Raw genomic sequence first — 24,566 nt, forward strand, 5'->3', positions numbered from 1 at the left:
AAGGAGCGACACCATGTCTGCGTACTACCTGCTGGCCATCGCCATCTGTGCCGAGGTCATCGGCACCGTGTCCATGAAAGCCGTCAAAGGCCTGAGCACGCCGATCCCGCTGCTGCTGGTGATCGTCGGTTACGGCATTGCGTTCTGGATGCTCACGCTGGTGGTGCGCACCATCCCGGTTGGCGTGGCATACGCCGTGTGGGCGGGCATGGGCATCGTCATGGTCAGCATCGCCGCGCTGTTTATCTACGGCCAGAAACTGGATCTGCCTGCCATCGCCGGCATGGGTCTGATCGTCGCAGGTGTCGTGGTCATCCAGCTGTTCTCGAAGACGGCCGGTCATTAAGGGGGTTACGGAAAAGTGCCTTCCCCTATAATGCCGGCATTCGTTTCGCCATTTGAGGTGCCCATGTCATCTGCTATTTCCACTGACGTCCTGATTGTCGGCGCGGGCGTTGCCGGTCTCTGGCTCAACGCGCGGCTGCGGCATCAGGGCTTTTCGACGGTGGTGGTGGAAAAGGCCAGCCTCGGTGGCGGCCAGACATTCAAATCCCAGGGGATCATTCACGGCGGCGCCAAGTACGCGTTGCACGGCGCGCTGTCCGGTGCGTCCGAAGCCATCGCCGACATGCCTCGTCGCTGGCGTGAGGCCCTGGCCGGTAAAGGCGAGCTGAACCTGTCGGGCGTACGCCTGCTGTCCGAAGCTCACTACCTGTGGTCGCCCGGCACCATCGCCGGCAATCTCACCAGCTTCTTCGCCAGCAAAGCCGTGCGCGGGCGCGTTGATCAGGTCAAGGGCAGCGACCTGCCACCTGCGCTTCAGGATCCGCGCTTCAAAGGCAAGGTGTACCGTTTGGCCGAGCTGGTTATCGACATCCCCAGCCTGGTGAAAAAACTGGCGGAGTTGGCGGGCGACAGCCTGCTGGCGGGTCAGAACATTGAGCCGCTGCGCCATGACGGCGAACTGGTCGGCCTGTGCGTTGACGGCCGCGACATCCACGCCCAGCGAGTGGTGCTCAGTGCCGGCGAAGGCATGGCCGATCTGCTCAAGGCGCTGAACGTGAGCCAGCCGGCCATGCAACGCCGGCCGCTGCACATGGTGCTGGTGAAGGGCCCGACGCTCAAACCGCTGTACGCCCATTGCCTGGGTGGCGGGCCGAAGCCGCGAATCACTGTCACGACCCACCCGGCGGCCGACGGCCAGTGGGTCTGGTACTTGGGCGGCGACATCGCCGAAGCCGAAGGTGTTGCCCGCAATCCCGCCGAACAGATCGCCGCCGCGAAAAAAGAACTTGCGAACCTGCTGCCCTGGGTCGACCTCAGTCAGGCGCAGTTTGCAACCTTGCGCGTGGACCGCGCCGAGCCTCAGCAAAGCGGTCTGGTTCGTCCGGACAATGCCTTTGTCGACGAGCAGGGCCGGTTACTGGTCGGCTGGCCCACCAAGCTGGCGCTCGCGCCCGACTTCGCCGATCGCGTGCTGGCGTCGTTGTCCCGGGATGACATCCACCCCACGCCGCAACCACCGCACACTGACTTCCCCAAGCCGCCACTGGCCATTCCTGTCTGGGATCAACTGCTGCCATGAAGACTCTGCACGATTTGCATCGGCCGCTTGGCACCCTCGGCATCAACGTTTCCCCCTTGGGCCTGGGCACGGTGAAGCTGGGCCGCGATCAGGGCGTGAAGTACCCCAATGGCTTCACCATTCCCGACGACGCCGAAGCGCAGATGCTGCTGAAGTTGGCGCGGGATCTGGGCATCAACCTGATCGACACCGCCCCGGCGTACGGGCGCAGCGAAGAGCGCCTCGGCCCGCTGCTGCGCGGGCAGCGCAAGGACTGGGTGATCGTCAGCAAAGTCGGCGAAGAATTTGAAGCGGGCCAGTCTCGCCACGATTTCAGCGCCGCCCACACGCGCCTGTCGGTGGAGCGCAGCCTTCGGCGCCTGGAAACCGACTTCATCGATCTGGTGCTGGTGCATTCCGACGGCAACGACCTGCACGTGCTCAACGATTGCGCCGTCTATCAAACGCTGGACGCGCTCAAGCGCGAGGGCAAGATTCGCGGATTCGGCTTCTCCGGCAAAACCGTCGAAGGCGGGCTGCAGGCCTTGCAGGGCGGCGACTGCGCGATGGTCACGTACAACCTCAACGAACAGGGCGAAAAACCGGTCCTCGACTACGCTGCTGCACACGGCAAAGGGGTATTGGTCAAAAAAGCGCTGGCCAGCGGGCACGTTTGCCTGAGCCCCGGTGTCGACCCTGTGCGTGCCAGTTTCGAGTTGCTGTTTGACCACCCCGGCGTCACCGGTGCTATCGTCGGCACCATCAATCCGCTGCATCTGGCCCATAACGTGGCAACCGCCGCTGCCGTGATCCGTCGTCAGCCCTGAGACGTACGGCCGACCCCAACGCAAGAAGGAGCCGATATGCCGCGAACCCTGATTCGGAAAAACCCCAGCAACTTCAAGACCCTGCCGTTATTCGTCGAAGCCACCCCCGAAAGCCTGACCTACCAGAGCATCGGGATGCCGCTGAATTTCACCCAGACCTTGGCCCGGCGTCGCAAGATCGACGTGGAGAACAGCGAGCGGTTCTCCACCGAACTGGCCAACCTCGGCGTCTCGGTGCGGCTGACCCTGCGCTGGCAGAACCGCGATTACTGGGTGCTGGTTCGCCAGCGCCGTCAGGACCGTGGCGATGTGGTGCTCAAGCTGATTTCCGGCTACGTGCCCGCCCACGAACTCAACCTGCCGTTGCACACGGCAGTGCAGGAAGTCGCCGAGGAATGCCTGATCGAGACGCCCCAGGGCTGGCTCGGCGGGCGTTTCAATGAAACCTGGCTGCCAGCCCCCTACGCGGCAGCACTGCATTACCGCGAAGCGATGCCCTTTCGCCTCACGCCGCTGTCCGGCGCGGCGCTCCCGGTACGCTGCGGCAGCCTGACCCTGATTGAAAGTCCCCGCGCCTACGTGCACTTACCGACCGCGTCATTGCAGTTGATCTACGACATGCGCCTGGAGGTGCCGAAAGAGGCTCGTCCGCTGAGCCTGTTCCACGTCGATGAGAGCCTGGAGAACAACGAGCTGGTGGCGCGCCTCAATCGCAGCAAACCGGATCTGTACCTGATGCCGCTGGAAAACGGCTCGCCCCTGCCCGAGCTGTACACCCTGAAGAACGACAAGCTTTCGCCCGCCGGGACGCGAGGGCTTTATCTGGCCGAAAGCTTCGCTCCGCAAGAAGGTTGGGTGGTGCGCGAGGAGCGAATTCGCTGGCAGGACTGGCTGGTGCAGCAGGGCCTGACGCCGAAGAAGAAGCCCAAGTCAGGTCTGACCAAGCTGCGAATCAAGGCACGGCGGCTGGTCAGACTGGTTCGCAGCGGCCTGCACAAATAGCCGCTGCTTAGCCCTTCTCGGTGAGGCGTTTGTCACGCCAGGTGCGCAGCCGGGCGAAGAAGTGGAAATAGCGGTTTTCGCGTTTGCCCATCCCGCGCTTCGGTGAGAACGACTCCTCGGCGAAGGCACCGGTGATGCGCACTCGTGAGGCAGTGGTCGGCAGCGTGCACACCCGGGCATCTGCCTTAAGTAGCGCGTATTTGAGCAATCGCTCCGAGTGCAGCTTACGGCCCGTCGCCTCGCAGAATTCGAAGATGCGCTCAATCCGCTTGCCATAGGCCCGGTAGACGTCGCGGCCACAAATGGCGAAGCGGTCATTCAGCCCGCCCCACCACTGCCAGTCCGGGATATAGGCATTCAGCCGCCGGACTTGAGGCGAATGAAAGACATAACCCGGCAACGGCGAATGGAAGAAATTGTCCGGACGCACAAACACCACGAAGTCTGGATCGAACGACTCCATCATGCCCGTCACGGTGTGCAGGGAATTGAGCTGATAGATCAGGTTGCGCAGGGAAACGTGCTCGTCCCCCCATGTGTCGCCCATCGTCTTGACCCGCTCGAAATCCCAGCGATCCAGCACGCCTTCAGTGGATTCGAGAACCCCTGTCATTGGCTGGAAAACGTCGTAATTCTGCGCTTTGAGCTCGCCCTTCTCCGCCGAACGCTGGTTGTGCACTTCGTCGATCTTGTAGAGATGGTAAAAGCATTTGACGTTGCTGCCCTTCGGCAACTGGCCAAGGATGTTTTCCTCGATGGAGGGAAAACAGATTTCCGAGTTGCGCGGGATACCAAAAAACGCGACCGCAATGTTCAGCACTGACAAACTCTCCGGGATCAATGGCGATGCGCCTGTACATGCGCGCGCTAGCGGCGGACGGCCTCGTTCATTTGCTAAATAGCAGCTTGCGCCACCAACTGCGGGACTTGAGGGCGATCACTTCGACGTCTGCGCCCAGCAGCCAGTCGCGCTCATAGTCCCAGGCGTGGCCGCCCCAGAGCTTGCCGGCTTCGTTGGAAAAGCCCAGGGTCATGAGCCTGTAGCGGTAACCGGAATGGGCGCGCAGCCAGTCGAGCAGCACCAGCACGTTGAACCCCGTGGAGGGCCCGACGAAACGTTTGCCGTTGGGGCGGTCGACCGGGTAATGCTCGGCCAGCGCGGGCAGCGGGATGCGGTCCCAGTACAGCGCAACGTCAGGCAAGGGGCAAAGCGGCACGGCACAGCCCACCAACAGCGTGAAACAGCGCGCGCCGGGCTGGGCAGCGAACCTTTGCACCTCAGCGGTTGCGGGCAGGCCGAAGAAGTAACGGTCCGGCGCATTGAAGCCGTGGACGAACAGGTTGACGCTTTCTGGCTTCAGCAGAGCGGCCTTGGTGCACAGATTGAAACTGACCACCACATCGTCAGCACCTACGCCCAAGGCATCGAAATCGGCTGGGGTGATGGCTGGATTGTTGGCGATCAGGATGACCCGTGAAGCGTTCGCCAGGCACTGGCGCAGTGCAGCGGGAAGCGCGCCGAACGCGTCCTGATCGGCGCCCGGCAATACAAAGGGTTCATTCGGCGCGATAAGGTCGTGGTCCGACGGTAACGTCATCAGGCCGGCACCTGCATGCCATGGCGTAACTTGACCCAGGCTCGGATCAGCGCGGATGGACGTTGCCACGGGCGCATAGGCCGCTGAATTTCATCGGCCAGATCGCGACCCACGCGGGCAAAGGCATAGCGTTCTTCGGCGAATCTTTGCCCTTCGCTGGCGATGCGCGCGGCAAGCTCGGGATCGCTCTGCAGCAAGCGGATCTTCTCGACGGCTTCGTCTTCGGAGCGATAGAACATGACATTGCGCCCCTCTTCGAAACCCAGCAGCTCGTCCTCTTCGCCCTGACTCCATGCGAGCAGCACGCAACCGCAGGCCATGGCTTCGAAGTTCTTGATCATGAACTCGCCCATGCCGATGTCGGCACTGACGAAAATCCTGATGCGATTGAGGGTTTCGAGGTATTCGGCGCCAGAGGCCGTGCGCGTCACCAGCATGCCGGCGCGCTGCGCAAGGTTTTCCACCAGCTGTTTACGTTGTGAATATTCGCGGCTTTTCAGGCTGCCCAGAAAGCCCACCGGAATGTCCCGGGGCTGGCCGAGGTTGCGCAGCATTTCCTGGTCGTACCCCTTGGACACGAACACCGCATCAAGGCCTTCGCCGCGCATACGCCGCGCAACCACCGCACCGGAAACCAGTGCGCGACTCCACGGTAGCTGCCGGTACAAGCGTGAATACATGCCGTGGTATTTGCTGGCGTCCATGTAGTTCTGATAAGCATCGTGCTCAAGAAAAATCAGCCCCGGAATGCATTTGAGCACCGCGCGCTGGCGAGCAAGCCGTTTGACCCGGGAGAAGATCACCACCCGGTCGTAGCGCTGATAGTCGACCGAGGCGAGAAATGGCCCGAGATTCAGCTGCTGTTGCTTGCTCAGGCGAAAGATGACGCAGTCGTCGCAATGCTGCCGCACGGTCTCGTACAAACCGTCCAGTATGACGCGCTGTTCATCCATCACCAGTAACATGACTTTCATACGTTCATATACCGAACTGCGAATACAAAAATGGCAGCGGCAAGGGGTGCCACTCTGCGCTGCGGGCGTCGGATCAGTCTTGGCTGCGGATCTTGTCGACGATGGCTGTCGTCGAGCTGTTGGCAACCAGTCCCAGCACTTTCACGGTGCCACCATAAGAGGCGACGATGTCAGCGCCGACGACCTGGTCAACCGAGTAGTCCCCGCCTTTCACCAGCACGTCCGGACGCACATGGGCCAGAAGGTTTTCCGGGGTACCTTCCGGGAAGCTGATGACCCAATCCACAGCGCCCAGACCGGCCAGCACGGCCATGCGCCGATCAACGCTGTTGATCGGGCGGCCCGGACCTTTCAGGCGACTCACCGACGCATCGTCATTGACCGCCACGATCAGACGATCGCCCTGCGCGCGGGCCTGCTCCAGGTAGGTGACATGGCCGGCGTGGAGGATGTCGAAGCAGCCGTTGGTGAAGACGATGGTTTCTTTGTGGGCACGGGCGTCGTCGATGGCAAGCAGCAACTGATCGAGCGTTAGCACGCCGCGCTCGGAACCCTCGGCACGCTGGATGGCGCGACGCAATTCGGGCGCGCTGATCGCGGCAGTACCAAGCTTGCCTACGACGATGCCCGCTGCAAGGTTCGCCAGGGCGACGGCGTGAGGCAATTCCTCACCCGCTGCGATGGCCGCGGCCAGGGTGGAAATAACCGTGTCGCCGGCGCCGGTCACGTCGAAGACTTCCCGGGCGCGGGCCGGAAGGTGCAGCGTCGGCTGGTCCGGGCGCAACAGCGTCATGCCGTGTTCGCCACGGGTGACCAGCAGCGCACCGAGATCAAGGTCCTTCATCAGCGCGGCGCCTTTGGCGACCAGCTCTGCCTCGTCGACGCAGTGGCCAACGATCGCTTCGAATTCACTGAGGTTGGGGGTGATCAGACTGGCGCCGCGATAGATCGCGAAGTCTTTGCCCTTGGGGTCGGCCAGCACGGGGATACCACGGTCCCGGGCTGCCTTGATCAGGACTTGATGGTTCTTCAGTGCACCTTTGCCGTAATCGGACAGGACCAGCACTTTGATGCCGTCGAGCAAAGCATCGACCTCACGACTCAGGGCGTCGGGGTCGGTGGCGAAGGGTTCTTCGAAGTCGATACGCAGGAGCTGCTGGTGCCGGCTCATGACGCGCAATTTGACGATGGTGGGCTGGTGGGCGATGCGTTGAAAGCAAGCGGTGACACCAGCGGCCTTGAGGCTGTTGCTCAGGCTGTCAGCGGCTTCGTCGGTGCCGGTGACACCGACCAGGGACGCCTTGGCGCCCAGCGCTGCAATGTTCAACGCCACGTTGGCAGCACCGCCCGGACGGTCTTCGATCTGGTCGACTTTGACCACCGGAACCGGCGCTTCAGGGGAGATTCTGGAAGTGCCACCGTGCCAATAGCGGTCGAGCATGACGTCGCCGACAACTAACACTTGAGCCTGATCAAAACGCGGCATGGACAACTTCATCGAACAACCCGTGGCAGAAATGGACAAGGACGGAATCTTAGCACAGCGATCAGCGCTGGCTGGCCGGTTGGCCTCGAATCCCTTAGTGCTTAAAACAGCGCTTCAAATGGCGCTTCAAAGGGTGCAACAAACGGTGTGTCGACTGGAGCCATCAGGGGCGCGGAAAGCGGCGGACCCAGAACACCTCATGCCGGCGCACGGCCTTGCGGAAGAATTCGTCGTCTCCCGTCAGCGGCCATTCGCGACCGGCCAGCCAGCGTTGAATCTGCCGACGCAGGCGCTTCTTCAGGGGTGGCAGGCCCTGTAGGTCATGCTGCATCCCCAGCGCCATGGCCTTATCAAGCTGCACGTCCGAACTGAGCGACGTACTCCAGAGCTGATCAACCGACGGTGCTTCAACGAATGGCGGCAGGGCGACACCTTTACCGGCCAGCCCCATGGGCCAGCGATCGTTGTCGTGCAGGTGGTTGGCGTAGAACAGCGCCACCTGGGGCGTATGTGCGCTTCTGTTTACCGCCTCATACAGCGCTTGAGTCGTGGCGATGTGGTCGGCGTGAGGGTCGAGTTCCGGGTGCGGCATGACGATCACGTCAGGCCGATAAGCGTCGAGCAGCGCCGCGAGATCGGCCACAAGATTGTTCCAGGTGGGCGCGCCGTCCTGATCCCCCGGCAACGGCAAAGGGTTGTACTGCCGCGCACTGCGGATGTCGGTCTCTGCCGAATCGCGAGAACCAAACGGCTGGTCCGGCGACTGGGCCATGGCCGGCAGTTGCAGGCAGTAGTAACCCAGTTGCACGCATTGGCTCTGGGGCACACCGCCCCACAGCGGAATCGCCAGGCTGTCCCAGGTGCGCAGGCGCCCCTTAAGCCGCGCAGCATCGGCGCGGTTCATCCCCAATTGTTCGTAGCGTTCGGCCTCGATTTCGCCCTGAGTCAGGGTGACGATGCTGCAATCGGCGGCCTGGCTGTACAGGCCAAACGCTGCCAGCTCGGCGTCGTCCGCGTGGGGCGCAAGGATCATCAACCGTTGCTGGCGGTAATCCGGGTTGCTCAGCACGTACAGACGCGCGGCGCTGGAGATGCGGCAGAACCCGCCTTTCAGGCGCAGCGTGCTGTCTGCGACCACGTCTCGCTGACCGGTGAGGTTCACATAGCGACGCCCGGCAAAACCCCGCTCGAAATCCTGGCGATCGTCACCTGCCAACACATACGGGTCCAACCAGCGACCCAGCCAGGTGCTGCGCAAATCGAGCTCCAGCAGCAAGGTTTCGCCCTCGCCCAACGGCTCGCTCAGTTGCAGCATGCCGTTGACGACAGATACCGGCTGCGCCTGGGCCGCGTCGGGAAACTGATAGTGGTAATCGCTCTTGGGCGAATAAAACAGATGATCGGAGAACCAGGCTTCGTGGGCGATCCAGGCGGCGACGATCAGCAACGGCACCAGCCACCACGCGACCCAGATACCAATGCCGATCAGCAGCACCAGACCGATGATCAGCGCCAGACGCTTGTTGCGCCGATGTCTTTTCAGAAGCTGCTGCTTGCGCCCGGACATGTCATCCAACCTTGTAGACAGGCACCGTCTGGCACCAGCGATCTTTGTATTCGCGATCAGAGCGGCCGAAGGAATAGCGCAACGGCTTGTTCACCGCCCTCGCATCGGCCCAGGCATTCTGGGTGTTGACGAAGCTCAGCACGCTGCCGGCGCTCAACGCCTGGTGGGCCGGATCGACACCGCCATTGATGTACTCGACGGACACCCAGTGCGGCGACTCGACCCTGTACAGGACCTGAGCGGCGATGGGCTTGCCCTCCAGCAGGATCATCGAGCCGGTCATGAACTCGCGCATCAGCTCGAACACGTTGACCAGGTGATCCTTGCCCGGCACGTCGAAGCCCCAGCGCGCATGAAACAGGCCGGAGTAAATGCGGGCTTGTTCCTCGGAGGTGAAATCCAGCATCGGCTGCACGACCCCGCCCGCCTCCTCAAGCAAACGCTGCTCACGGCGCTGGTTGTAGCGGAATTTTTTGGAATAGTCCTCAGGCGCGCGGGCGATCGCCAGGCTCTCGGCTTGCGGCTTGAGGGTGTCGATCTGATTGGCGTTCAACTCGGACACATAGCCCATGCGCTGGCGCACCGGCACTGTCACGCCCGGGGCGATCGGCAAAATGATTTCCGCGTTGCCCAGATCGAACACCCGCCGATCACGCTGCTTGAGCACTTTCTTGGCCAGCGCCAGATCCCGGCCCCAGCAGGCAACGGCAGCGACAACGTTGCCGTCTTGCAGCCACCCCAGATACCGAACCGGAATGTCAGCCAGCCCGGCCAGACGCTCGATCACGTGCGGATGCGTGGCAACGCTGCCGCCGAACTGCTGCCACGCGGTGGCGTAGGTCGTTGCATCGATCGGGGTCCAGCCTCGCTCACGCCATGCGCGCAAGTGACTCAGCATGCATCGACTGCCCGGTCGATTTCGGCAGGCTCGTCTTCTTCGAACTGTTTGGCGTGCAGGCGTGTGTAGTAACCGTTCTGCGACAGCAGCTCCTCATGGGAGCCGCGCTCGACGATGCGGCCTTCGTCCATCACCAGAATGACGTCGGCTTTTTCGATGGTGCTCAGGCGGTGGGCGATCACCAGCGTGGTACGGCCCTGCATGACCTTCTCCAACGCTTTCTGGATATGGCGCTCGGATTCAGTGTCCAGCGCCGAGGTGGCTTCGTCGAGAATCAGCAGCGGCGCGTTTTTCAGCAGCGCGCGGGCAATCGCCAGACGCTGACGCTGGCCGCCGGACAGCAGCACGCCGTTCTCGCCGACAAGGGTCTGGTACTGCTGAGGCAACTTGTCGATGAACTCGTCGGAATAAGCATCGGCCGAGGCTTTCTTGATCTCTTCCAGCGGCACGCCCGCCAGATCGCCATACGCGATGTTGTTGGCGATGGTGTCGTTGAACAGGGTGACGTTCTGATTCACCAGCGCGATCTGACGACGCAGGCTGCGCAGGGTGTAGTCCTGAGTTTCGACGCCATCAAGGAGGATCTGGCCCTGCACGTGATCGTAGAAACGCGGAATCAGGCTCGCCAAAGTAGATTTGCCGCTGCCGGAGCGCCCCACCAGCGCGACCATCTGGCCGGCTTCGGCGACAAAACTGACGTCGTTGAGCACCCGCTTTTCCGTCCCCGGGTAGGTGAACGTAAGGTTTTTGACCTCCAGACGGCCGGAAACCTTGTCGCGCTCTACGGTGCCCAGGTCCTGTTCAGTCGGTTCGTCCAGTTGCTCGAAAATGCTTTCAGCACCGGCGACGCCTTTCTGGATAGTCGAACTGACTTCAGACAACTGACGGATCGGCTTGGGCAGCAGGCCGGCCATGGTGATGTAGGCCACCAGATCGCCCGCCGAGGAATCGCCGCGCAGATAAAGGACGAGAAACATCACAATAGCCATGCCGCTGTAAGTCACCAACTGCAGCATCGGCGTGTAAACCGCGCCGGTCTTGGTCATCGCCAACTGCTTTTTGGTGTTGCTGCGGCTGGCCTTTTCGAAGCGGGCCTTTTCGTAGTCTTCGCCGCCAAAGCTGCGGACTACCCGGTAGCCGTGAATGGTCTCGGACGCCACGTGGGTGACGTCGCCCATGGCCACCTGAATCTTCTTGCTCTGTTTGCGAAACTTCTTGCTGGTGCTGTTCACCATGACCGCGATGAGCGGCAGTATCGCCAGCATCACCAGGGTTAGTTTCCAGTTCATCCACAGCAGCGCGCCAAACAGGAAGATGACCGTCATGCCTTCGCGAATCACGACCTTGATCGCGTCAGTGGCAGCGCCGGTGACCATGGTCACGTTGAAGGTAATGCGCGAGATCAGGTGCCCGGAGTTGCTGTTGTCGAAGAAGCGGTTGGGCAGCGTGAGCAGTTTATTGAACAGCACGACACGCAGGTCATGCACCAGCCCGAGGGAGACACGGGCCAGGAAGAAGTTGCCCAGATACGAGCCGGCACCTTGCCAAGCTGCGATGAGCACGATCATCAGCGGTACCGCCTGCAGCAACTGCAGATGGCCAATATAAGGGTTGCCGGGGAACAGACTGGCTTCGGGATTGGCCAGGCCATCAACGAAGTATTTGAGGATATAGGCGAGCATCGGCTGGGTGGATGCAAAGATAAGAAAGCCGACAATACTCAAGCAGAAAAGGCCGATGTACGGCCGCACATAGGTCAATAGACGAAAGTAAATCGCCAGGGTCGTTTTAGCTTGAGGATCAGGACTGCTCATGGGAATCCGCACGAAAAAATTAGGCGGGCATGGTAGCACAACCCATATTTGTCGACCCCTGCCGCGACCCAAGCGGGGCCGACTCGGGTAACATGCCGCATTTGTTCAGGTAAGTATGCCGATGCACCCAATGGAACACAGCGCCTATCTGGCCTTGCGAGAAAACGCCACCGTGCTCGAAGCGGACGGATCCGGGGACAAGGTTCTGTTGCTTGAGGACGGCACCATTCTCAAACTGTTCCGCCGCAAGCGCCTGATCAGCTCGGCCTTGCTGTTCCCCTATGCGCAACGCTTCGCCGACAACATCGACGCCCTCAAGAAGCGCGGCATTCCCTGCCCCGACGTTATCGCCACTTACCGAATTGCCAGCATCAGCCGCGATGCCGTGCGCTACACGCCGTTGCCCGGCCTGACCATCCGCCAGGTACTGAAAGAGCACGGTGAAAGCGCGCCGCTGCGGGCTGAGCTGGGTACGTTTATCGCTCACCTGCACGATCGCGGCGTTTACTTTCGCTCGCTGCACCTGGGGAACGTAGTGCTCACGCCGGCCAATGAACTCGGCTTGATCGACATCGCGGACCTGCGCTGCCAGAAACTCGCGATGAGTGACAGCAAGCGCCTGCGCAACTTCGCCCACCTGTTACGTTACGAACAGGACAAGCAGTGGCTGCTTGGCAGTGATCAGGGCGCGGCGTTTTTGCAGGGTTATACCCAGGGTATGCCGACTGACAGACAGTCGACGATGACCGAGCGCCTGCAACTGTTACTGACCGCCCCTATCGACCGATAGCCAGAACGGTTGCGCCCTTGCGATTGGCAAAGTGCGCCAACACCCTGAGATGGCGTGCTTCTAGCCACTCGACGAGCCATGGCTCGTTCCCTTTGGCGTCGATGAGGAAGTATTGATACTCGTCCGCGTGCTGCGGGGACATCGCTTGCTCCCGAGTCAATCCAGGAATCACATAACCTCGGCCGGCGTAATAGCTGATGCGCCCGTCGTCAAAGAAGGCCGGAGCGCTCGCCTCGACGTGGGTCGACATCCAGCGGCCTGCCTCCACGTAATGGGTCTTCCCGGCACCGGTCGTTATCACGTTTGAGAGCATCACGAGCAGCGCTACAACGACAAGCGCCTTGCCGAGGCGCGGGAACTGCCCAACAAACGATGCCAATCCCATTGCCATCAACGGCACAAAAAGCAGACTCAGAAAGCTCATGTAGCGGCTGTTCATGAACTGCTCTTTGACATAAAACAGCACCAGCACGATCAGGTAGAGCAGCGCCGCCCACGCGAACGGCCGATAATCGCGCCAGTATGCACTCAGCACGCCCCAGTTCCTGCGCAGCACGAACGGCAACGCGAAGGGGCCCATCAGTTTGACGAAAGTGATCAGCATGGAGGCCAGGATGCCGAAGAAAATGATGCGTCCCGCTTCATCCTGCGAATACTTGTTGATCAGCGAGTTGGCAAACTGGTTCGACAGCAGATCAAAGGACGCCAGGACAGTGTGGGGATTGAGCATATCCAGATAGATCATCAGACGTCCGGACAGGAACGCGCCTGAGACCGCGACCGCGATTAAGCCAAGCGCTGGCAGCAGTGCAAACTGAAACACCTGCTTGCGGCTGGCGCTATCCCTTAATCTCGGCAATTGCCAGAGCGCCAATGCCGGAATCAGCAGCAGTGCCTCAAGCCGGAACAGCATGGCGCAGAGGATAGCCACGTGGACAAAAGCTGCGCGCAGCCAGCCGCCACGGGCATCCCAACGCAGTGCGAGCCAGATCGCAAGCGTGCAGAAAAACCAGAACCCGCATTCACGAATGATGTCGTTGCGAAACGAGTTAACGGCTGGCATCGCCAGCATCACCAGGCAGGCCCAAGGGGCGAGCGCTGCCGAACGCTGACGAACACAATCCACCATCAAAGCGCTGACGCCGGCGAAGAAAAGGCCACACCAGAGGTAGGCGCTCAGTTCCAGAGGCAGGTGCAGCACGCTGTGGGTGCCGGCCAGCAGGAGGGAGAACCACGGCCAGTCAAAGGATTGCCAGGCAGCTTGAGTGCCGTGCTCGGCGACTCGTTGCGCGGTATCGATGTACAGGGCTGCGTCACGGCCGACTGTTGCGGTGCCCAGGACTGCAATCAACGAAAGGAGGATGCTGCCCAGGAATGCCAGCCGAACCGGATGCTCGCGGACCCACCCAGAGACATGGGCGCCGGTTTTAACAACTGCCGCTTTCATTACCTTTCCTCAGCTACATGCGCAAAACTGAAACCGGTTATCGAAACAACGAACGCAAGGCTTTGCGTGTATATGACCAGCGCGCGAACGTACGCCAGTGCGCCTTCAACGCCATGAAATAAAACTTCCTGGCCAGCGTGTACTCGCCGTGGGAATAACAGTCGCGAAACAATGAAAGGCAACGCTGCGCCATGAATGCCTGACGCAGGTCGTGAAACTCAACGGGCATCCGCTGGGCCGAGAACACCTCGCACACCACTTGCACGGCGCCGGCCGCAAGGCTCTGACGCAAGTCATGACGCATGCTGTCGGGGTGTTTGTGAATGAACGCCAGCGGCTGATCCAGCACCGTGCAAGGAAAGCGGGCCAAGACCTGAGCGAAGACGGGAAGATCTTCGACATTACGCAGATGCTCAGGATAGTTACCCGGCGCAAAGACGTCACGATGCATGGCACAGGCACCGTTTGAAATGGAGATTGTCTTGTCCAGCAAGTAGCCTTTGACTCTCTGTCGCGCAGTCGCCGGTAGTGGCCTGGCAACCTGCAAACTGCGTCGGCCATCGACGAATACCGACCAGTGCGCGCCGATCACTAAATGAGTGTCGGGGTGGCGTGCGATATGACGGGTAATCCCCGCCAATGCGCCGGGCGCCATTTCATCGTCTGCGTCAAGAAACACGAGGTATCGACCCGTGGCTTCTTCTATCCCGAGATTGCGCACTGATGACAAGCCACCATTGAGCTTGTGCAGTACCCGAAAGCGCCCGGGGTTCTCAGCCGAAAGCCTCGCGAGCACCTCTAATGTATCGTCGGTTGAACCGTCATCTATCACCAATAGATCAGCAGCAGCGTCGTCGATTTGCGCCAATACCGAATCCACTGCGCGACGCAGGGAGTGGGCATAGTTGTATGCGGGAATGACGACGCTGATCAGTGTTTCAGTCAAGTCCAGACCCTTCCACGCCGTCTTTGACTACCAGGATGTCTTCCATGATCAGGTACTCGAGGTCAGAGCCGAAGAACATGTTCAACGCATCGGTCGGCGAGCAAATCATCGGCTCGCCGCGGCGGTTAAGCGAAGTATTGAGCGAAACGCCGTTGCCCGTCAGGTTTTCGAGCGCCTTCATCATGTCGTAGTAACGCGGATTGTATTCGCGCTTGAGCACCTGGGCGCGGGAGGTACCGTCTTCATGGACGACTTCCGGCACACGGGTTTTCCACTCTTCAGCCACTTCGAAGGTGAAGGTCATGAACGGCGCCGGGTGATCGATCTTGATCATCTGAGGGGCGACGGTGTCGAGCATCGACGGGCAGAAAGGCCTCCAGCGCTCGCGGAACTTGATCTGATGGTTGATGCGATCGGCAACGCCGGCAATGCTCGGACAGCCGATGATCGAACGACCACCGAGGGCGCGAGGACCAAATTCCATGCGCCCCTGGAACCAGGCGACCGGGTTGCCCTCGACCATGATTTTGGCGATGCGCTCGGGGGTGTTGTCGATCTGGCGCCAGGCCGGCTTGCTCGGGTGGCGGGCGCAGGCAGCGATAACGTCCTCGTTGCTGTAGGACGGGCCGAGGTAGACGTGCTCCATCTTCTCGACCGGCACGCCACGCGCGTGGGAAACGTAGGCGGCGGCGCCGACAGCAGTGCCGGCATCACCCGACGCTGGCTGAACGAACAGCTCTTTGACGTCAGGCCGGGCGATGATCTTCTGGTTCAGTTTGACGTTCAGCGCACAGCCGCCGGCGAAGGCGAGCTTGCCGGTTTCCTTGAGGATGTCACCCAGATAGTGGTCGATCATCTGCAGCGACAGTTTCTCGAACAGCGCCTGCATGCTGGCGGCGTAATGGATGTACGGCTCGTCGGCGATATCGCCTTCGCGCTTGGGACCCAGCCACTCGATCAGTTTCGGCGAGAAGTAGAAGCCTTTGCCCTTCTCTTTGTAACGACGCAGGCCGATGACGTTGGCGTATTCGGTGTTGATCACCAGTTCGCCGTTTTCAAAGGTGGCCAGGCGCGAGAAATCGTATTTGGTCGCGTCGCCGTAAGGCGCCATGCCCATGACTTTGAATTCGCCGTCGAGCATCTCGAAGCCGAGGAATTCGGTGATTGCGCCATACAGGCCACCGAGGGAATCCGGATCGAAGAATTCCTTGATCTTGTGGATCTTGCCGTTTTCGCCATAGCCGAAGAAGGTAGTGGCGTACTCACCCTTGCCGTCGATCCCGAGGATCGCGGTTTTCTCCTGAAAACCGGAGCAATGGTAAGCGCTGGAGGCGTGGGCCAGGTGGTGCTCGACAGGCTCGATTTTGATCTTTTTCGGATCAAAACCCAGCTGCTCCAGGCACCAGACGATTTTGTTGCGATAGCGCTTGTAGCGGCGGTTGCCCATCAGAATCGCGTCGAGGGCGCGGTCCGGTGCATACCAATAGCGTTTGGCGTAGTGCCAGCGCGCTTCGCCGAACAGGCTGATGGGTGCGAAAGGAATGGCGACGACATCGACATCCGAAGGCTTGATGCCTGCTTGTTCGAGGCAGAACTTCGCTGATTCATAGGGCATGCGGTTCTTGGCATGCTTGTCGCGAACGAAACGCTCTTCTTCGGCCGCAGCAACCAGCTTGCCGTCGATGTAAAGGGCTGCGGAAGGATCATGGCTAAGGGCGCCGGACAGGCCAAGGATCGTCAATGCCACTAGGGTCTAGCCTCTTAAGTCTGCATGCAGGCATCACGCGCCTGACAAATAAGGTGTGTCTGGCGCAAAGGCGGCAGACAGCTAAAGGGCGGGATTATAGCGTAATGGCTCTGGAAGTGGTCGCAGGGAATGAAGTGCCGCGCCATGCCTCGGTGGGACCGGCTTTAGCCGGGAAGAGGCCAGTGTGAGCGCCCTCAATCTTGCGGCGTGGCGAATGACGCCTTCCCGGCTGAGGCCGGTCCTACACGTTTGCGCCTCACCTCGTGCGTTAACTATTTGGCACCACGCGCCCTGGCGTTCTGATTGATTGATCGCTCAACGAATCATCGGGCTGCTTGCCCGCTCTCGCGCAACCTCATTGCGCGGAGATCACTCAGGAATGCTGTACGCCATGGAAACATTTTCACCCAACCCGCCTGCGCTTGATCGGCTGACAACGCTGACGACCGTACTCGACGCCGAGCTCCAGCATCTTCCGGATGCAGAGGCGTATCTCAATACCCCGCCACAGCCAGTGAACCCAGCCCGGAAAGCGCTTTTGCACTCGGCAATCACCCGCTTCTGGGGCGAGGCGAGCGCGCGTGAGATTTCGCGGCGCGAGCTCTTCGTGACCTGCCTCGAATTGACCCTTCGCGATGACCTGCTGCTGAACATCGAAGAAGGCGAACTGCACCGCGACTATGGGCGCTGTCTGCCGGGCATGGATGCCCAGGAGCACGTCGTATTCAGCGCGCTTGAACTTCGACTCGATGCACAGCGTGGTGTCGAACTGGCCGGGGCGCTTGTTGCAACCGCTCAACCGGGGCAGACCTTGCTCTGGTTGCCCGGACAGGCCGTAGAAGGCTTTGTGTCAAACGCGGATTTGCAGCAAGAACTCGCCCGTCGCGTCAATCACCCATTCCTGCGCCTGCCTTTGCTGCGCTTGATGCAAGACAGCACGCGCGACGCCTGGCTCGAAATTGCCTCCGGCGGCGACGTGTTTCTGGAGCCGTCGACCCCTTCGGACTTCCAGCTCATCCCCATCAAAGGTTCGCCCTACGATCACGTCTTTGATCGCTTGCTGGCAAAGCAGCGTGTGGACATCGACGAGCTGTTCGAGGCGGCGCCCGGCCTATCGACTCAAACCCTCCAGACGCGACTCGAAGACCTGCTCCGCCAGCCGAAATCCTGGGGCCCAGACAGTGCTGTTGCCGCTGCGCAGGATCGTCGCGCCGGCCGCGACGAGCGCCGCGCACGCCCCGACTGGCTGGAAATGGCCAGCGCCGAACAGCGCGAGCGATACGCGGCCGGGATGATGGATTACGAGCGCGCACGCAGTGCCTTGCTGAGCGTAATGGACAGCGCCGCGTCGCCGGAACAGTTCGCGCGAAGCCATCTCCGTACGCGGCTGGCCAATGAGCTGGGCATTGATATCAATCCCGATCATGTCCTGATCAGCACCGAACGCGCTCTGCCAATGACGGCTGAAACCTACACCGTCAGCCGATCACTGACGCAACTGGCACTGTACGGCCTGCATCCGGGCGACACGGCGCAGCATTCGGCCTTCCAGACCCAAAGCCATATCACCTACGCTGACCAGCCGCTTGAGCCCGAACACAGCGGGCTGACCCCGGCCTACCTCGCCCATGTCATCAACGAGCTGGACTTGCGAAGCCGTTTCGCCCCTGCGCAACGCCAGGCCCTCGGCTCGCCAACCACTCAGCGCCTGATGAGCGAAGCGATGCACCATCAGCTCATCGCGCAGGCCCGTGGAGCCGAGCTGCAAGGCCATATCCAGGCCTCGGACCTGGCGCTCATCGAGTCGCTGAACCCAGATACCGTCGCGCCGCGAAATCCGGCCGTTGCCGTGCAGCAGATCAAGCTGAATGGCCATGACACCTTGAGCAGCGTGCTGCTATTGCGCAAGCTCGATGCATCGGGTCTGCCGGACGGACTGCTGATGTTCACCCCGGACAGCCCTCGGCATCAGCATTTTCAGCGCTTCGACAACGAACGTCAGTTGCTTGGCGAGCTTGTGAGCTGGAGCCGATCCGCCGACATGAGCCACTTCCTGCTGGGACAGATCACCGCGAACAGAAGGGACGCCCTGAAAGACCAGTTGCATGATTTAAGCGAAAAGCCGGCGCCTGCTCAGGGATGGCTCAGCTACGCAACCCTCCCCGATTACAACAGTGGCTTGCGTACACTGGTGTCCGCGCGCGTTGACGTCATGCTCTCCGAGCAACGGCTGCACACTCCGGATTGGTTCCTGCGGGCATCGGCCGAGCAGCGTCAGCAAATGGTGGCACTGGAAGATGCGCTCGTGGCGGCGGGTAAAATCTACCAGGCCGCTCCGCACACGCAGGTCATCGACTTCGATGCTTACGTCCACCAGACCGCCAGCCGCAAGATCAACGCGCTGCTCGGCCTGCCTCCGGGAACGGTGGAGCCTGACCGGATTATCGTTCACACGCCCCGCGAAACCCTGTCCTACACGCACATGCTGCGCGACGGCTACGACGACACACTTGGCCTGCTCAACGCGGCAGCCGATACCACCGCCACCTTCAGCGGCCCCGAGGGCGTCGATCTCACACCACTGACCCCGGAGAACGTCGCCGGCTCGGTCCGCGGTCAATGGGTCGCCGATCAGTACATCGCGATGATTCGCGGGCAACTGCTGGCGCCTGGAAGCGAGGACTACAATTGGCGCCGTCAACAGAGCCTGCTACTGACGCAATTGCAAATGCGCGCCGACGCCTTGCGCAGCTTCCTTGAAGGCCACATCGACGCCTCGCAATTGCACTGGCTCACCCTCTCCATCGTCAACATGCACCAGAGCAGCCCGGCGGACCGCCTGCGCTATCCCATCTATCCACTGCAATTGAACGTGGACGTAATGGCCATCGCCTCCCGTGCAGAGGTCATTCACGGCTGTTTCCTGCTCGCGCCACCTGACGCGAGTACCCTGGAGCAGGTTCTGCTGTATACGCCGCAGGCGCCGGACGGCCGCGCCTTCCGATCACTCGGCGCGTTCAGTAACACGCTGCTGAGTGCCGGCATGGGCGATTACTACCTGAGCCGCGCCCGGGTCAAGGCGGGCATGCCGCTGGCATTTGCCCTGGCTGAATTGAAGAAAGGCGGGGGCCGCAAACCTGCGCTGCCAAGGGAGCCATTCAGCAATCTGTACGACGTGTGCTTCGACCAGGTGATCGAGCGCAAGATCCAGGATGTCGCGGACACCCAGACCGGCCGCGCAGACATGCTCCGCCGACAGGTCTGGAGCAGCCTCGAGCTGATCGCCACTGCCGTCACATTGCCCTTCCCGCCCGCGAGCTTTGCTGTCGGTATGATCATCGCGAGCGCAGAGGGTTATCACGCGCTAAAGGCCCTCGACGAGCGGGATCACGCAACCGCCAGCTTCTACGTGCTCAGCGCCTGGCTGAACACAGCGGGGGCTGCGGGCGATCTGCACTCGGGAGTGAAAGGACTGGGCGGTGCGCTGAAGGACCTGACGGGCCGAAAAACGGCCGGCCGGTACGCCCGCTCGGTTGCCCATGCCACCGACGAGACGCTGCAGCCCGTCGCGGTAGAGAACGAACTCTTCTGGGCCGCGCCTCAAGCCGCCAACCGACATGTTCCGCTGTACCGGACCCGCGCGCTGATACCGGAAACCCTTCAGCCCACCGGGCGCTATGCGCAAACCGATATCACCGGTGTATGGAGGGCATTGCAGCAGGACACCGCGCCAGTGCCGGTCGGGAATACCCCTGTCCATCCGTTGCACGCCGTGGATGTGTCTTTGGCGGACGCCCTCCCGTTGAATCGCCCGCATGGGCAAGGGATCAGCGTGGTTCGTGGCAATTGTTACGTTGTCATGCAGGGCCAGACCTACCAGGCCCAGTACGACGTCCGGCTGGCCGTATGGCAGATCGTCGATCCGCATAACCCGTTCGCCTTCTTTGGCCGGCAAACGGTACACCTCAACAGCCAGGGGCAATGGCAGCTACTTGAGCCCGCGCGGTTGCAAGGCGGCGTTCTGCCTTCGTTCAGCCGGCTGGACGAAACCCCAGCCGGCCCCGCCACGGCGGTGGGCGACTTGAGCGATTACGAAATGCCGGAATCGCTGCAGCCCTACGTCTTCGGCATCGTCAGCCCAAGGCAGGCCGAGCACTTTGAAGAAGGCCCGTTTGGTCTGCATGAGTTTTTCGAGGACATTTTCAAGGGCGGGCGGTCGACTTACAGGACATTGCGCCAGAACCTTTACCGCGATGCGAAGGCATTCTTCGATCAGCCGTCTCTCCCGGGCAAACCCGAGTTGCCGGTGCTGGAAGAGGGCGTGACAGCCCAAGGCTTCTTCGACGCCGTACTGGAAAAATCCAACGGCCTGGTGATTGGCGAAGCACCCACGTCCATCGCCAGCAAGCAGCTGCTCATCGACAACATGCCGTTGCTGGCGCAGCGCAAGGTTGAGGTGCTGTACATCGAGCATCTGCAAACCGACCAGCACACGCACAAGCTGCAGAAATACAGGGCACTCGGCAGCAAGACGCGCAGCGGCTCGCACATGATCAAGCACTACCTGGATACCGTGAACGAGGGCGCGCTCAAAAACGGCAGCGACAAATACGATTACTACCACCTGATCAAGGCGGCCCACCGACACGGCATCGACGTTCGGCCGTTCAGCTCCTCGGTCAGCTATGACTACGCTGGCAACGAGGTGGCATCCGCTGCAGGTGACGCACTCGCGCCGCAGAAGATGGCGGTTTTCTTCGGCAACAAAGTCATCAGCGGCGATGTGCAGATGCACCCCGGCAGACGCTGGATCGCGCTGCTCGACCACCGCACCGCCAACACCTGGCAGCAGCAGCCAGGCATCAGCGAACTGCAGGGCGTACTCAGCCTGCGCGTCGAAGACGTGCCATCGGGCGCGCCGATTCAGATATCCGTGGACAGCGATGCCGTGATCAGCAGCGCTGCCTCGCGCGCGGATTTCAAGATGCAGATCGGCAACCCGAACATCGACAATGGTGCCGGGGCATCCTCACCCGTCAGTCCATCCGGCACATCAATGGACGATGCGCTGTATGGCTTCTTCGAACGACGTTCGCCCATGGAGTGGGGCCTGGACCCTAACCGCCGCGCCATCGTTTCCCACCGCAGAAGCGAAGGGAACCCCTATGTCGGCGATCACGGTTTTGAATGGAATCCGGCCGGCTATTGGACCCGCGCCGATGCGGCCGCCTGGAGCAACGACTACCCCCTGGGCGCCATTCAGCAGTCGCTGATCGATAACCGCTACCAGATGCCTGCCGACATGCAGAGCATCTTTCATGACCTGGCCAACTTTCGTCACAGAGGCCTCAACCCTGATTACTTTTTCCTCGAAAGTCATCTCGTGGACGTGCGTGAGAAGTTCTTCGAGCTGGCGAACACGCTGCAGAACGATGCGCGTTCGGTGCTCAACCTCGCCCTCCCTGAACGCGTGATTCTGCCCGAGGTAAAGGCCGACACGCCGTTGAGCATGTTCATCGAGGAGCTATACGAAAACACATCCGGTGTGGTCATCGGCGAATCCCATTCGGCACGCGCCAGCAAGCGCTTCATCCTCGACAACATGGAGCATCTGGCGCGCCAGGACGTGAAGACGCTGTACATGGAGCATTTGCTGACGGATGTACACCAGGCCGATCTTGACCGCTTCGCCGAGACGGGGCTGATGAGCAAGCGTCTGCTGCACGACCTCAAGCGCATGGACCACACGTTCCGAACTGACCCGACAGGCCTCTACTCGTTTGAAAGGCTGGTGGTCCAGGCCAGGCGGTACGGCATTGAAATCCGCGCGATCGACTGCGCCGCCAGTTACTTCATCCGTCATCTGCCAACTCACTCCGGCACCACGCGCCAGCAGGTGCTCAGCTATTTTGCGTCTCGCACCATACGCAAGCATCAGGAGGTGATGGGGTCGCACAAGTGGATGGCGCTGGTGGGTGAAACCCATGCCAATACCTTCAAGAACAGCGTGCCGGGCCTTGCCGAGCTGGAACAGGGGATTGGCGTGCGCGTGATGGATGTGGCGCCGGGCAAAGGCCACGGCATCATGATTGACCCGGGCGAGCAGGTGCCGGCGGGGCTGGGGCACGAGGCCGTGCGGGTGAAGAATGACTTCCGCGTGGAGATCGAACTGGCGCCACGCCCTCAGTTGGCCGCGCCCGTCGGCGTTAGGCTGCACAGTCCGGGCATGTTCATGCTCGACGAGTCCGCACCCCTGCGCCCAACGATCGTGCATCGCTCAAGGGACCGCACCCTCAAGCACACGCCTGTGCGGTTCAATACCGCGGGCAAAGCCTACGTCGAGCGCGAGTCATGGCCGCAGGTTCATCGTCAGCCGTTCGACAACGTGCAGGCACTGATCGACGCACTGGTGGAGATGAACCTTAAGCACGCGGACTGACGGGTCACTCCGGTGTTTTTAAAACCGTCGGGATGCGCTGTTCCAGCAACTGGTGCAGCGCGCTGTCGGCTGGCCAGTTGCGCATGAAGCGTGCGCGATCTCTAGCGAACGCCGCCGCGAACGAGCTCTGGGAACTGTGCTGACACATGGCGTCCAGATCGATGAGCGACCAGCGGTCGTTGTGCCAGAACACGTTGTGGCCTTTGAGATCGCCGTGGCTGATGCGCTCGCGGATCATCTGCGCAAACAGAGTGTCCAGCGCCTGCAACTCAACTTCGGGCGCATCGCCAGACGCTACATAGGGCGCGAAGCGCTCAATGATGTCGGGCCCCGGCAGGAACTCGGTGACCAGAAACGCTTCACGGCGCAGCCACATGAAGCGTTTTTCCAGCAGCGCCAGCGGTGTGGGCGTTGCGATGCCGAGGAACCGCAACCGATTGCCTTCGCGCCACGAGTGCCAGGCACGGGACGGACGCCAAAAGCGCTTGAGCCAGTGAGCCAGGTTCTTGATGTTGTAGCGCTTGATCACCAGTTCGCGGCCGGCGACGTCTACCTTGGCGACGCTGGCCGCACCACCGGTCTTGTACAGATGACCGCCATCGACCAGCGCGTCGGCCTGCTCCAACACCGGCAGCATTCCGGTGACTTCCTCGCGACGAATCGCACGCAGGGCAAACGGCCCGTCCTGGACGCTGAACAGGCTGCATTCACGGCCGATCTTGATCAGGTAATCCCGCAAGCGCCAACTGCGCACCTTGTCGATCTGCTTTTGCAGCGCTTCGACCGGCAAGCCGTGCTCGCCGTTGCTCAGCAGGTAATAGACGAGTAATTCTTCGGTGAACGGCTCCAGCGCCTTGGGCAACTGGGCGAAGAACACGCCGAGGTTTTCCAGCACTTTCTGACGGGACAGCGGCTTGCCCGCTTCTTCGACGCGAATGCCCGCGCCATCGATCAGATACAACATGGAGCCCTGACGCAGCAGGTTGTCCAGGTGCAGGTCTTCCTGCCACAGGCCTTTGGCGTGCATCTGGCCCACAGCAGCCAGCGCATCGCCGAGCACTGACTGCTGTTCATCGGCCAGCGGTGGCAGATCTTCCACCGATTTCCAGGCATCGCCCAGGCTTTCGGCCTGATCCAGAAACTCGAACAGCAACCAGCCGCCCTCGCCTTCCTGCAGCCCATCGGCCAACAGCAACGGCGTTGGCAGGCCTTGCTTCGCCAGCGCCTGTACGCCGTCACGTTCACGCTGGAAATGCCGAGGGGCTTTGGGACCGACCAGCAATTTGGCCAGCACCGTCCGCCCGCGCCAGATGCCGGCGCCGACGTACCGCTGACCGGGCAGGACGCGCAGCAGGCTGAGCAATTGCAGTTCGGCAGGGCCGGCCGCATCCTCCAGCGCAATGTTCATCGGCAGCGCCGGGGTGCGACCGGCGTTTTTCAGTTCAGACAAACGCATCGGCGCCCTCT

The 24,566-nt window shown here is 61.3% G+C and carries 17 protein-coding genes; 6 read left to right on the plus strand and 11 right to left on the minus strand.

Annotation, left to right across the window (positions count from 1 at the left end; all coding sequences use genetic code 11):
- Positions 1 to 13 precede the first annotated feature (13 nt).
- From AC3ISG_RS22305 to AC3ISG_RS22320, 4 genes are all read left to right on the plus strand, one after another.
- Positions 14 to 346: a DMT family transporter gene (locus tag AC3ISG_RS22305; RefSeq protein WP_122533844.1), complete on the plus strand. Its 333-nt coding sequence runs from the start codon at positions 14 to 16 to the stop codon at positions 344 to 346.
- A 63-nt stretch (positions 347 to 409) separates the two neighbouring features.
- Positions 410 to 1,585 carry an NAD(P)/FAD-dependent oxidoreductase gene (locus AC3ISG_RS22310; protein WP_489297984.1) on the plus strand — a complete coding sequence of 392 codons (1,176 nt, stop codon included), beginning with the start codon at positions 410 to 412 and terminating at the stop codon, positions 1,583 to 1,585.
- Positions 1,582 to 2,391 carry an aldo/keto reductase gene (locus tag AC3ISG_RS22315; RefSeq protein ID WP_489297985.1) on the plus strand — a complete coding sequence of 270 codons (810 nt, stop codon included), beginning with the start codon at positions 1,582 to 1,584 and terminating at the stop codon, positions 2,389 to 2,391. Before AC3ISG_RS22310 ends, AC3ISG_RS22315 begins: the two co-directional genes overlap by 4 nt.
- Before the next feature lie 36 nt (positions 2,392 to 2,427).
- A complete protein-coding gene (locus AC3ISG_RS22320) occupies positions 2,428 to 3,393 on the plus strand; it encodes a metal ABC transporter ATPase (RefSeq protein ID WP_489297986.1) in 966 nt (321 codons plus the stop codon).
- 7 nt (positions 3,394 to 3,400) lie between these two features.
- Here AC3ISG_RS22320 and AC3ISG_RS22325 read toward each other — a convergent pair whose 3' ends face one another.
- The 7 genes from AC3ISG_RS22325 to msbA form a co-directional block, all read right to left on the minus strand.
- The gene (locus AC3ISG_RS22325; RefSeq protein ID WP_489297987.1) at positions 3,401 to 4,213 is read right to left on the minus strand and encodes a hypothetical protein; all 813 of its coding nucleotides are present in this window, start codon (positions 4,211 to 4,213) and stop codon (positions 3,401 to 3,403) included.
- A 67-nt stretch (positions 4,214 to 4,280) separates the two neighbouring features.
- Positions 4,281 to 4,991: a hypothetical protein gene (locus tag AC3ISG_RS22330; RefSeq protein WP_489297988.1), complete on the minus strand. Its 711-nt coding sequence runs from the start codon at positions 4,989 to 4,991 to the stop codon at positions 4,281 to 4,283.
- Positions 4,991 to 5,965 (minus strand): glycosyltransferase family protein, encoded by a 975-nt coding sequence (locus AC3ISG_RS22335; protein WP_122533849.1) that lies wholly within the window; start codon positions 5,963 to 5,965, stop codon positions 4,991 to 4,993. The genes AC3ISG_RS22330 and AC3ISG_RS22335 overlap by 1 nt, the downstream gene beginning before the upstream one ends.
- A 73-nt stretch (positions 5,966 to 6,038) precedes the next feature.
- Complete coding sequence (gene hldE, locus AC3ISG_RS22340) at positions 6,039 to 7,463, minus strand: bifunctional D-glycero-beta-D-manno-heptose-7-phosphate kinase/D-glycero-beta-D-manno-heptose 1-phosphate adenylyltransferase HldE (RefSeq protein WP_122533850.1); 1,425 nt, start codon at positions 7,461 to 7,463, stop codon at positions 6,039 to 6,041.
- Positions 7,464 to 7,614: 151 nt separating this feature from the next.
- Positions 7,615 to 9,018, minus strand: coding sequence for a PIG-L deacetylase family protein (locus AC3ISG_RS22345; protein ID WP_489297989.1), 1,404 nt, complete (start codon positions 9,016 to 9,018; stop codon positions 7,615 to 7,617).
- A gap of 1 nt (position 9,019) precedes the next feature.
- Positions 9,020 to 9,916, minus strand: a complete 897-nt coding sequence (locus AC3ISG_RS22350; RefSeq protein ID WP_122625602.1) for a GNAT family N-acetyltransferase — start codon at positions 9,914 to 9,916, stop codon at positions 9,020 to 9,022.
- On the minus strand, positions 9,910 to 11,730 hold the full coding sequence (msbA, locus tag AC3ISG_RS22355; protein ID WP_122625601.1) for a lipid A export permease/ATP-binding protein MsbA: 1,821 nt from the start codon (positions 11,728 to 11,730) through the stop codon (positions 9,910 to 9,912). The genes AC3ISG_RS22350 and msbA overlap by 7 nt, the downstream gene beginning before the upstream one ends.
- 121 nt (positions 11,731 to 11,851) lie before the next feature.
- Here msbA and AC3ISG_RS22360 point away from each other — a divergent pair, with 121 nt between their 5' ends.
- Positions 11,852 to 12,520 carry a BUD32 family EKC/KEOPS complex subunit gene (locus AC3ISG_RS22360; RefSeq protein ID WP_272633132.1) on the plus strand — a complete coding sequence of 223 codons (669 nt, stop codon included), beginning with the start codon at positions 11,852 to 11,854 and terminating at the stop codon, positions 12,518 to 12,520.
- Here AC3ISG_RS22360 and AC3ISG_RS22365 read toward each other — a convergent pair.
- The 3 genes from AC3ISG_RS22365 to AC3ISG_RS22375 are packed head-to-tail and all read right to left on the minus strand — an operon-like array spanning position 12,507 to position 16,660.
- Complete coding sequence (locus tag AC3ISG_RS22365; RefSeq protein WP_489297990.1) at positions 12,507 to 13,967, minus strand: hypothetical protein; 1,461 nt, start codon at positions 13,965 to 13,967, stop codon at positions 12,507 to 12,509. The two genes, AC3ISG_RS22360 and AC3ISG_RS22365, sit on opposite strands and share 14 nt — an antisense overlap.
- 37 nt (positions 13,968 to 14,004) lie before the next feature.
- Entirely contained in the window at positions 14,005 to 14,913 is a 909-nt protein-coding gene (locus AC3ISG_RS22370; RefSeq protein ID WP_172610503.1) for a glycosyltransferase family 2 protein, read from the minus strand.
- Entirely contained in the window at positions 14,906 to 16,660 is a 1,755-nt protein-coding gene (locus AC3ISG_RS22375) for a carbamoyltransferase family protein (RefSeq protein ID WP_122533857.1), read from the minus strand. Before AC3ISG_RS22375 ends, AC3ISG_RS22370 begins: the two co-directional genes overlap by 8 nt.
- Before the next feature lie 391 nt (positions 16,661 to 17,051).
- On the opposite strand from AC3ISG_RS22375, the gene AC3ISG_RS22380 reads away from it, so the two are divergent.
- Positions 17,052 to 23,099: a dermonecrotic toxin domain-containing protein gene (locus tag AC3ISG_RS22380; RefSeq protein ID WP_489297991.1), complete on the plus strand. Its 6,048-nt coding sequence runs from the start codon at positions 17,052 to 17,054 to the stop codon at positions 23,097 to 23,099.
- A gap of 4 nt (positions 23,100 to 23,103) precedes the next feature.
- Here AC3ISG_RS22380 and AC3ISG_RS22385 read toward each other — a convergent pair whose 3' ends face one another.
- A complete protein-coding gene (locus AC3ISG_RS22385; RefSeq protein ID WP_489297992.1) occupies positions 23,104 to 24,555 on the minus strand; it encodes a lipopolysaccharide kinase InaA family protein in 1,452 nt (483 codons plus the stop codon).
- Positions 24,556 to 24,566 lie beyond the last annotated feature (11 nt).

This window comes from Pseudomonas sp. GL_135, from assembly GCF_057834665.1.

Excerpts from the sequence above, each read along its gene's own strand:
- AC3ISG_RS22350 (WP_122625602.1), bottom strand. The coding sequence starts at position 9,916 with ATGCTGAGTCACTTGCGCGCATGGCGTGAGCGAGGCTGGACCCCGATC.
- AC3ISG_RS22310 (WP_489297984.1), top strand. The coding sequence starts at position 410 with ATGTCATCTGCTATTTCCACTGACGTCCTGATTGTCGGCGCGGGCGTT.
- AC3ISG_RS22380 (WP_489297991.1), top strand. The coding sequence starts at position 17,052 with ATGGAAACATTTTCACCCAACCCGCCTGCGCTTGATCGGCTGACAACG.
- msbA (WP_122625601.1), bottom strand. The coding sequence starts at position 11,730 with ATGAGCAGTCCTGATCCTCAAGCTAAAACGACCCTGGCGATTTACTTT.
- AC3ISG_RS22315 (WP_489297985.1), top strand. The coding sequence starts at position 1,582 with ATGAAGACTCTGCACGATTTGCATCGGCCGCTTGGCACCCTCGGCATC.
- hldE (WP_122533850.1), bottom strand. The coding sequence starts at position 7,463 with ATGAAGTTGTCCATGCCGCGTTTTGATCAGGCTCAAGTGTTAGTTGTC.
- AC3ISG_RS22365 (WP_489297990.1), bottom strand. The coding sequence starts at position 13,967 with ATGAAAGCGGCAGTTGTTAAAACCGGCGCCCATGTCTCTGGGTGGGTC.
- AC3ISG_RS22345 (WP_489297989.1), bottom strand. The coding sequence starts at position 9,018 with ATGTCCGGGCGCAAGCAGCAGCTTCTGAAAAGACATCGGCGCAACAAG.
- AC3ISG_RS22360 (WP_272633132.1), top strand. The coding sequence starts at position 11,852 with ATGCACCCAATGGAACACAGCGCCTATCTGGCCTTGCGAGAAAACGCC.
- AC3ISG_RS22330 (WP_489297988.1), bottom strand. The coding sequence starts at position 4,991 with ATGACGTTACCGTCGGACCACGACCTTATCGCGCCGAATGAACCCTTT.
- AC3ISG_RS22305 (WP_122533844.1), top strand. The coding sequence starts at position 14 with ATGTCTGCGTACTACCTGCTGGCCATCGCCATCTGTGCCGAGGTCATC.
- AC3ISG_RS22320 (WP_489297986.1), top strand. The coding sequence starts at position 2,428 with ATGCCGCGAACCCTGATTCGGAAAAACCCCAGCAACTTCAAGACCCTG.
- AC3ISG_RS22335 (WP_122533849.1), bottom strand. The coding sequence starts at position 5,965 with ATGAAAGTCATGTTACTGGTGATGGATGAACAGCGCGTCATACTGGAC.
- AC3ISG_RS22385 (WP_489297992.1), bottom strand. The coding sequence starts at position 24,555 with ATGCGTTTGTCTGAACTGAAAAACGCCGGTCGCACCCCGGCGCTGCCG.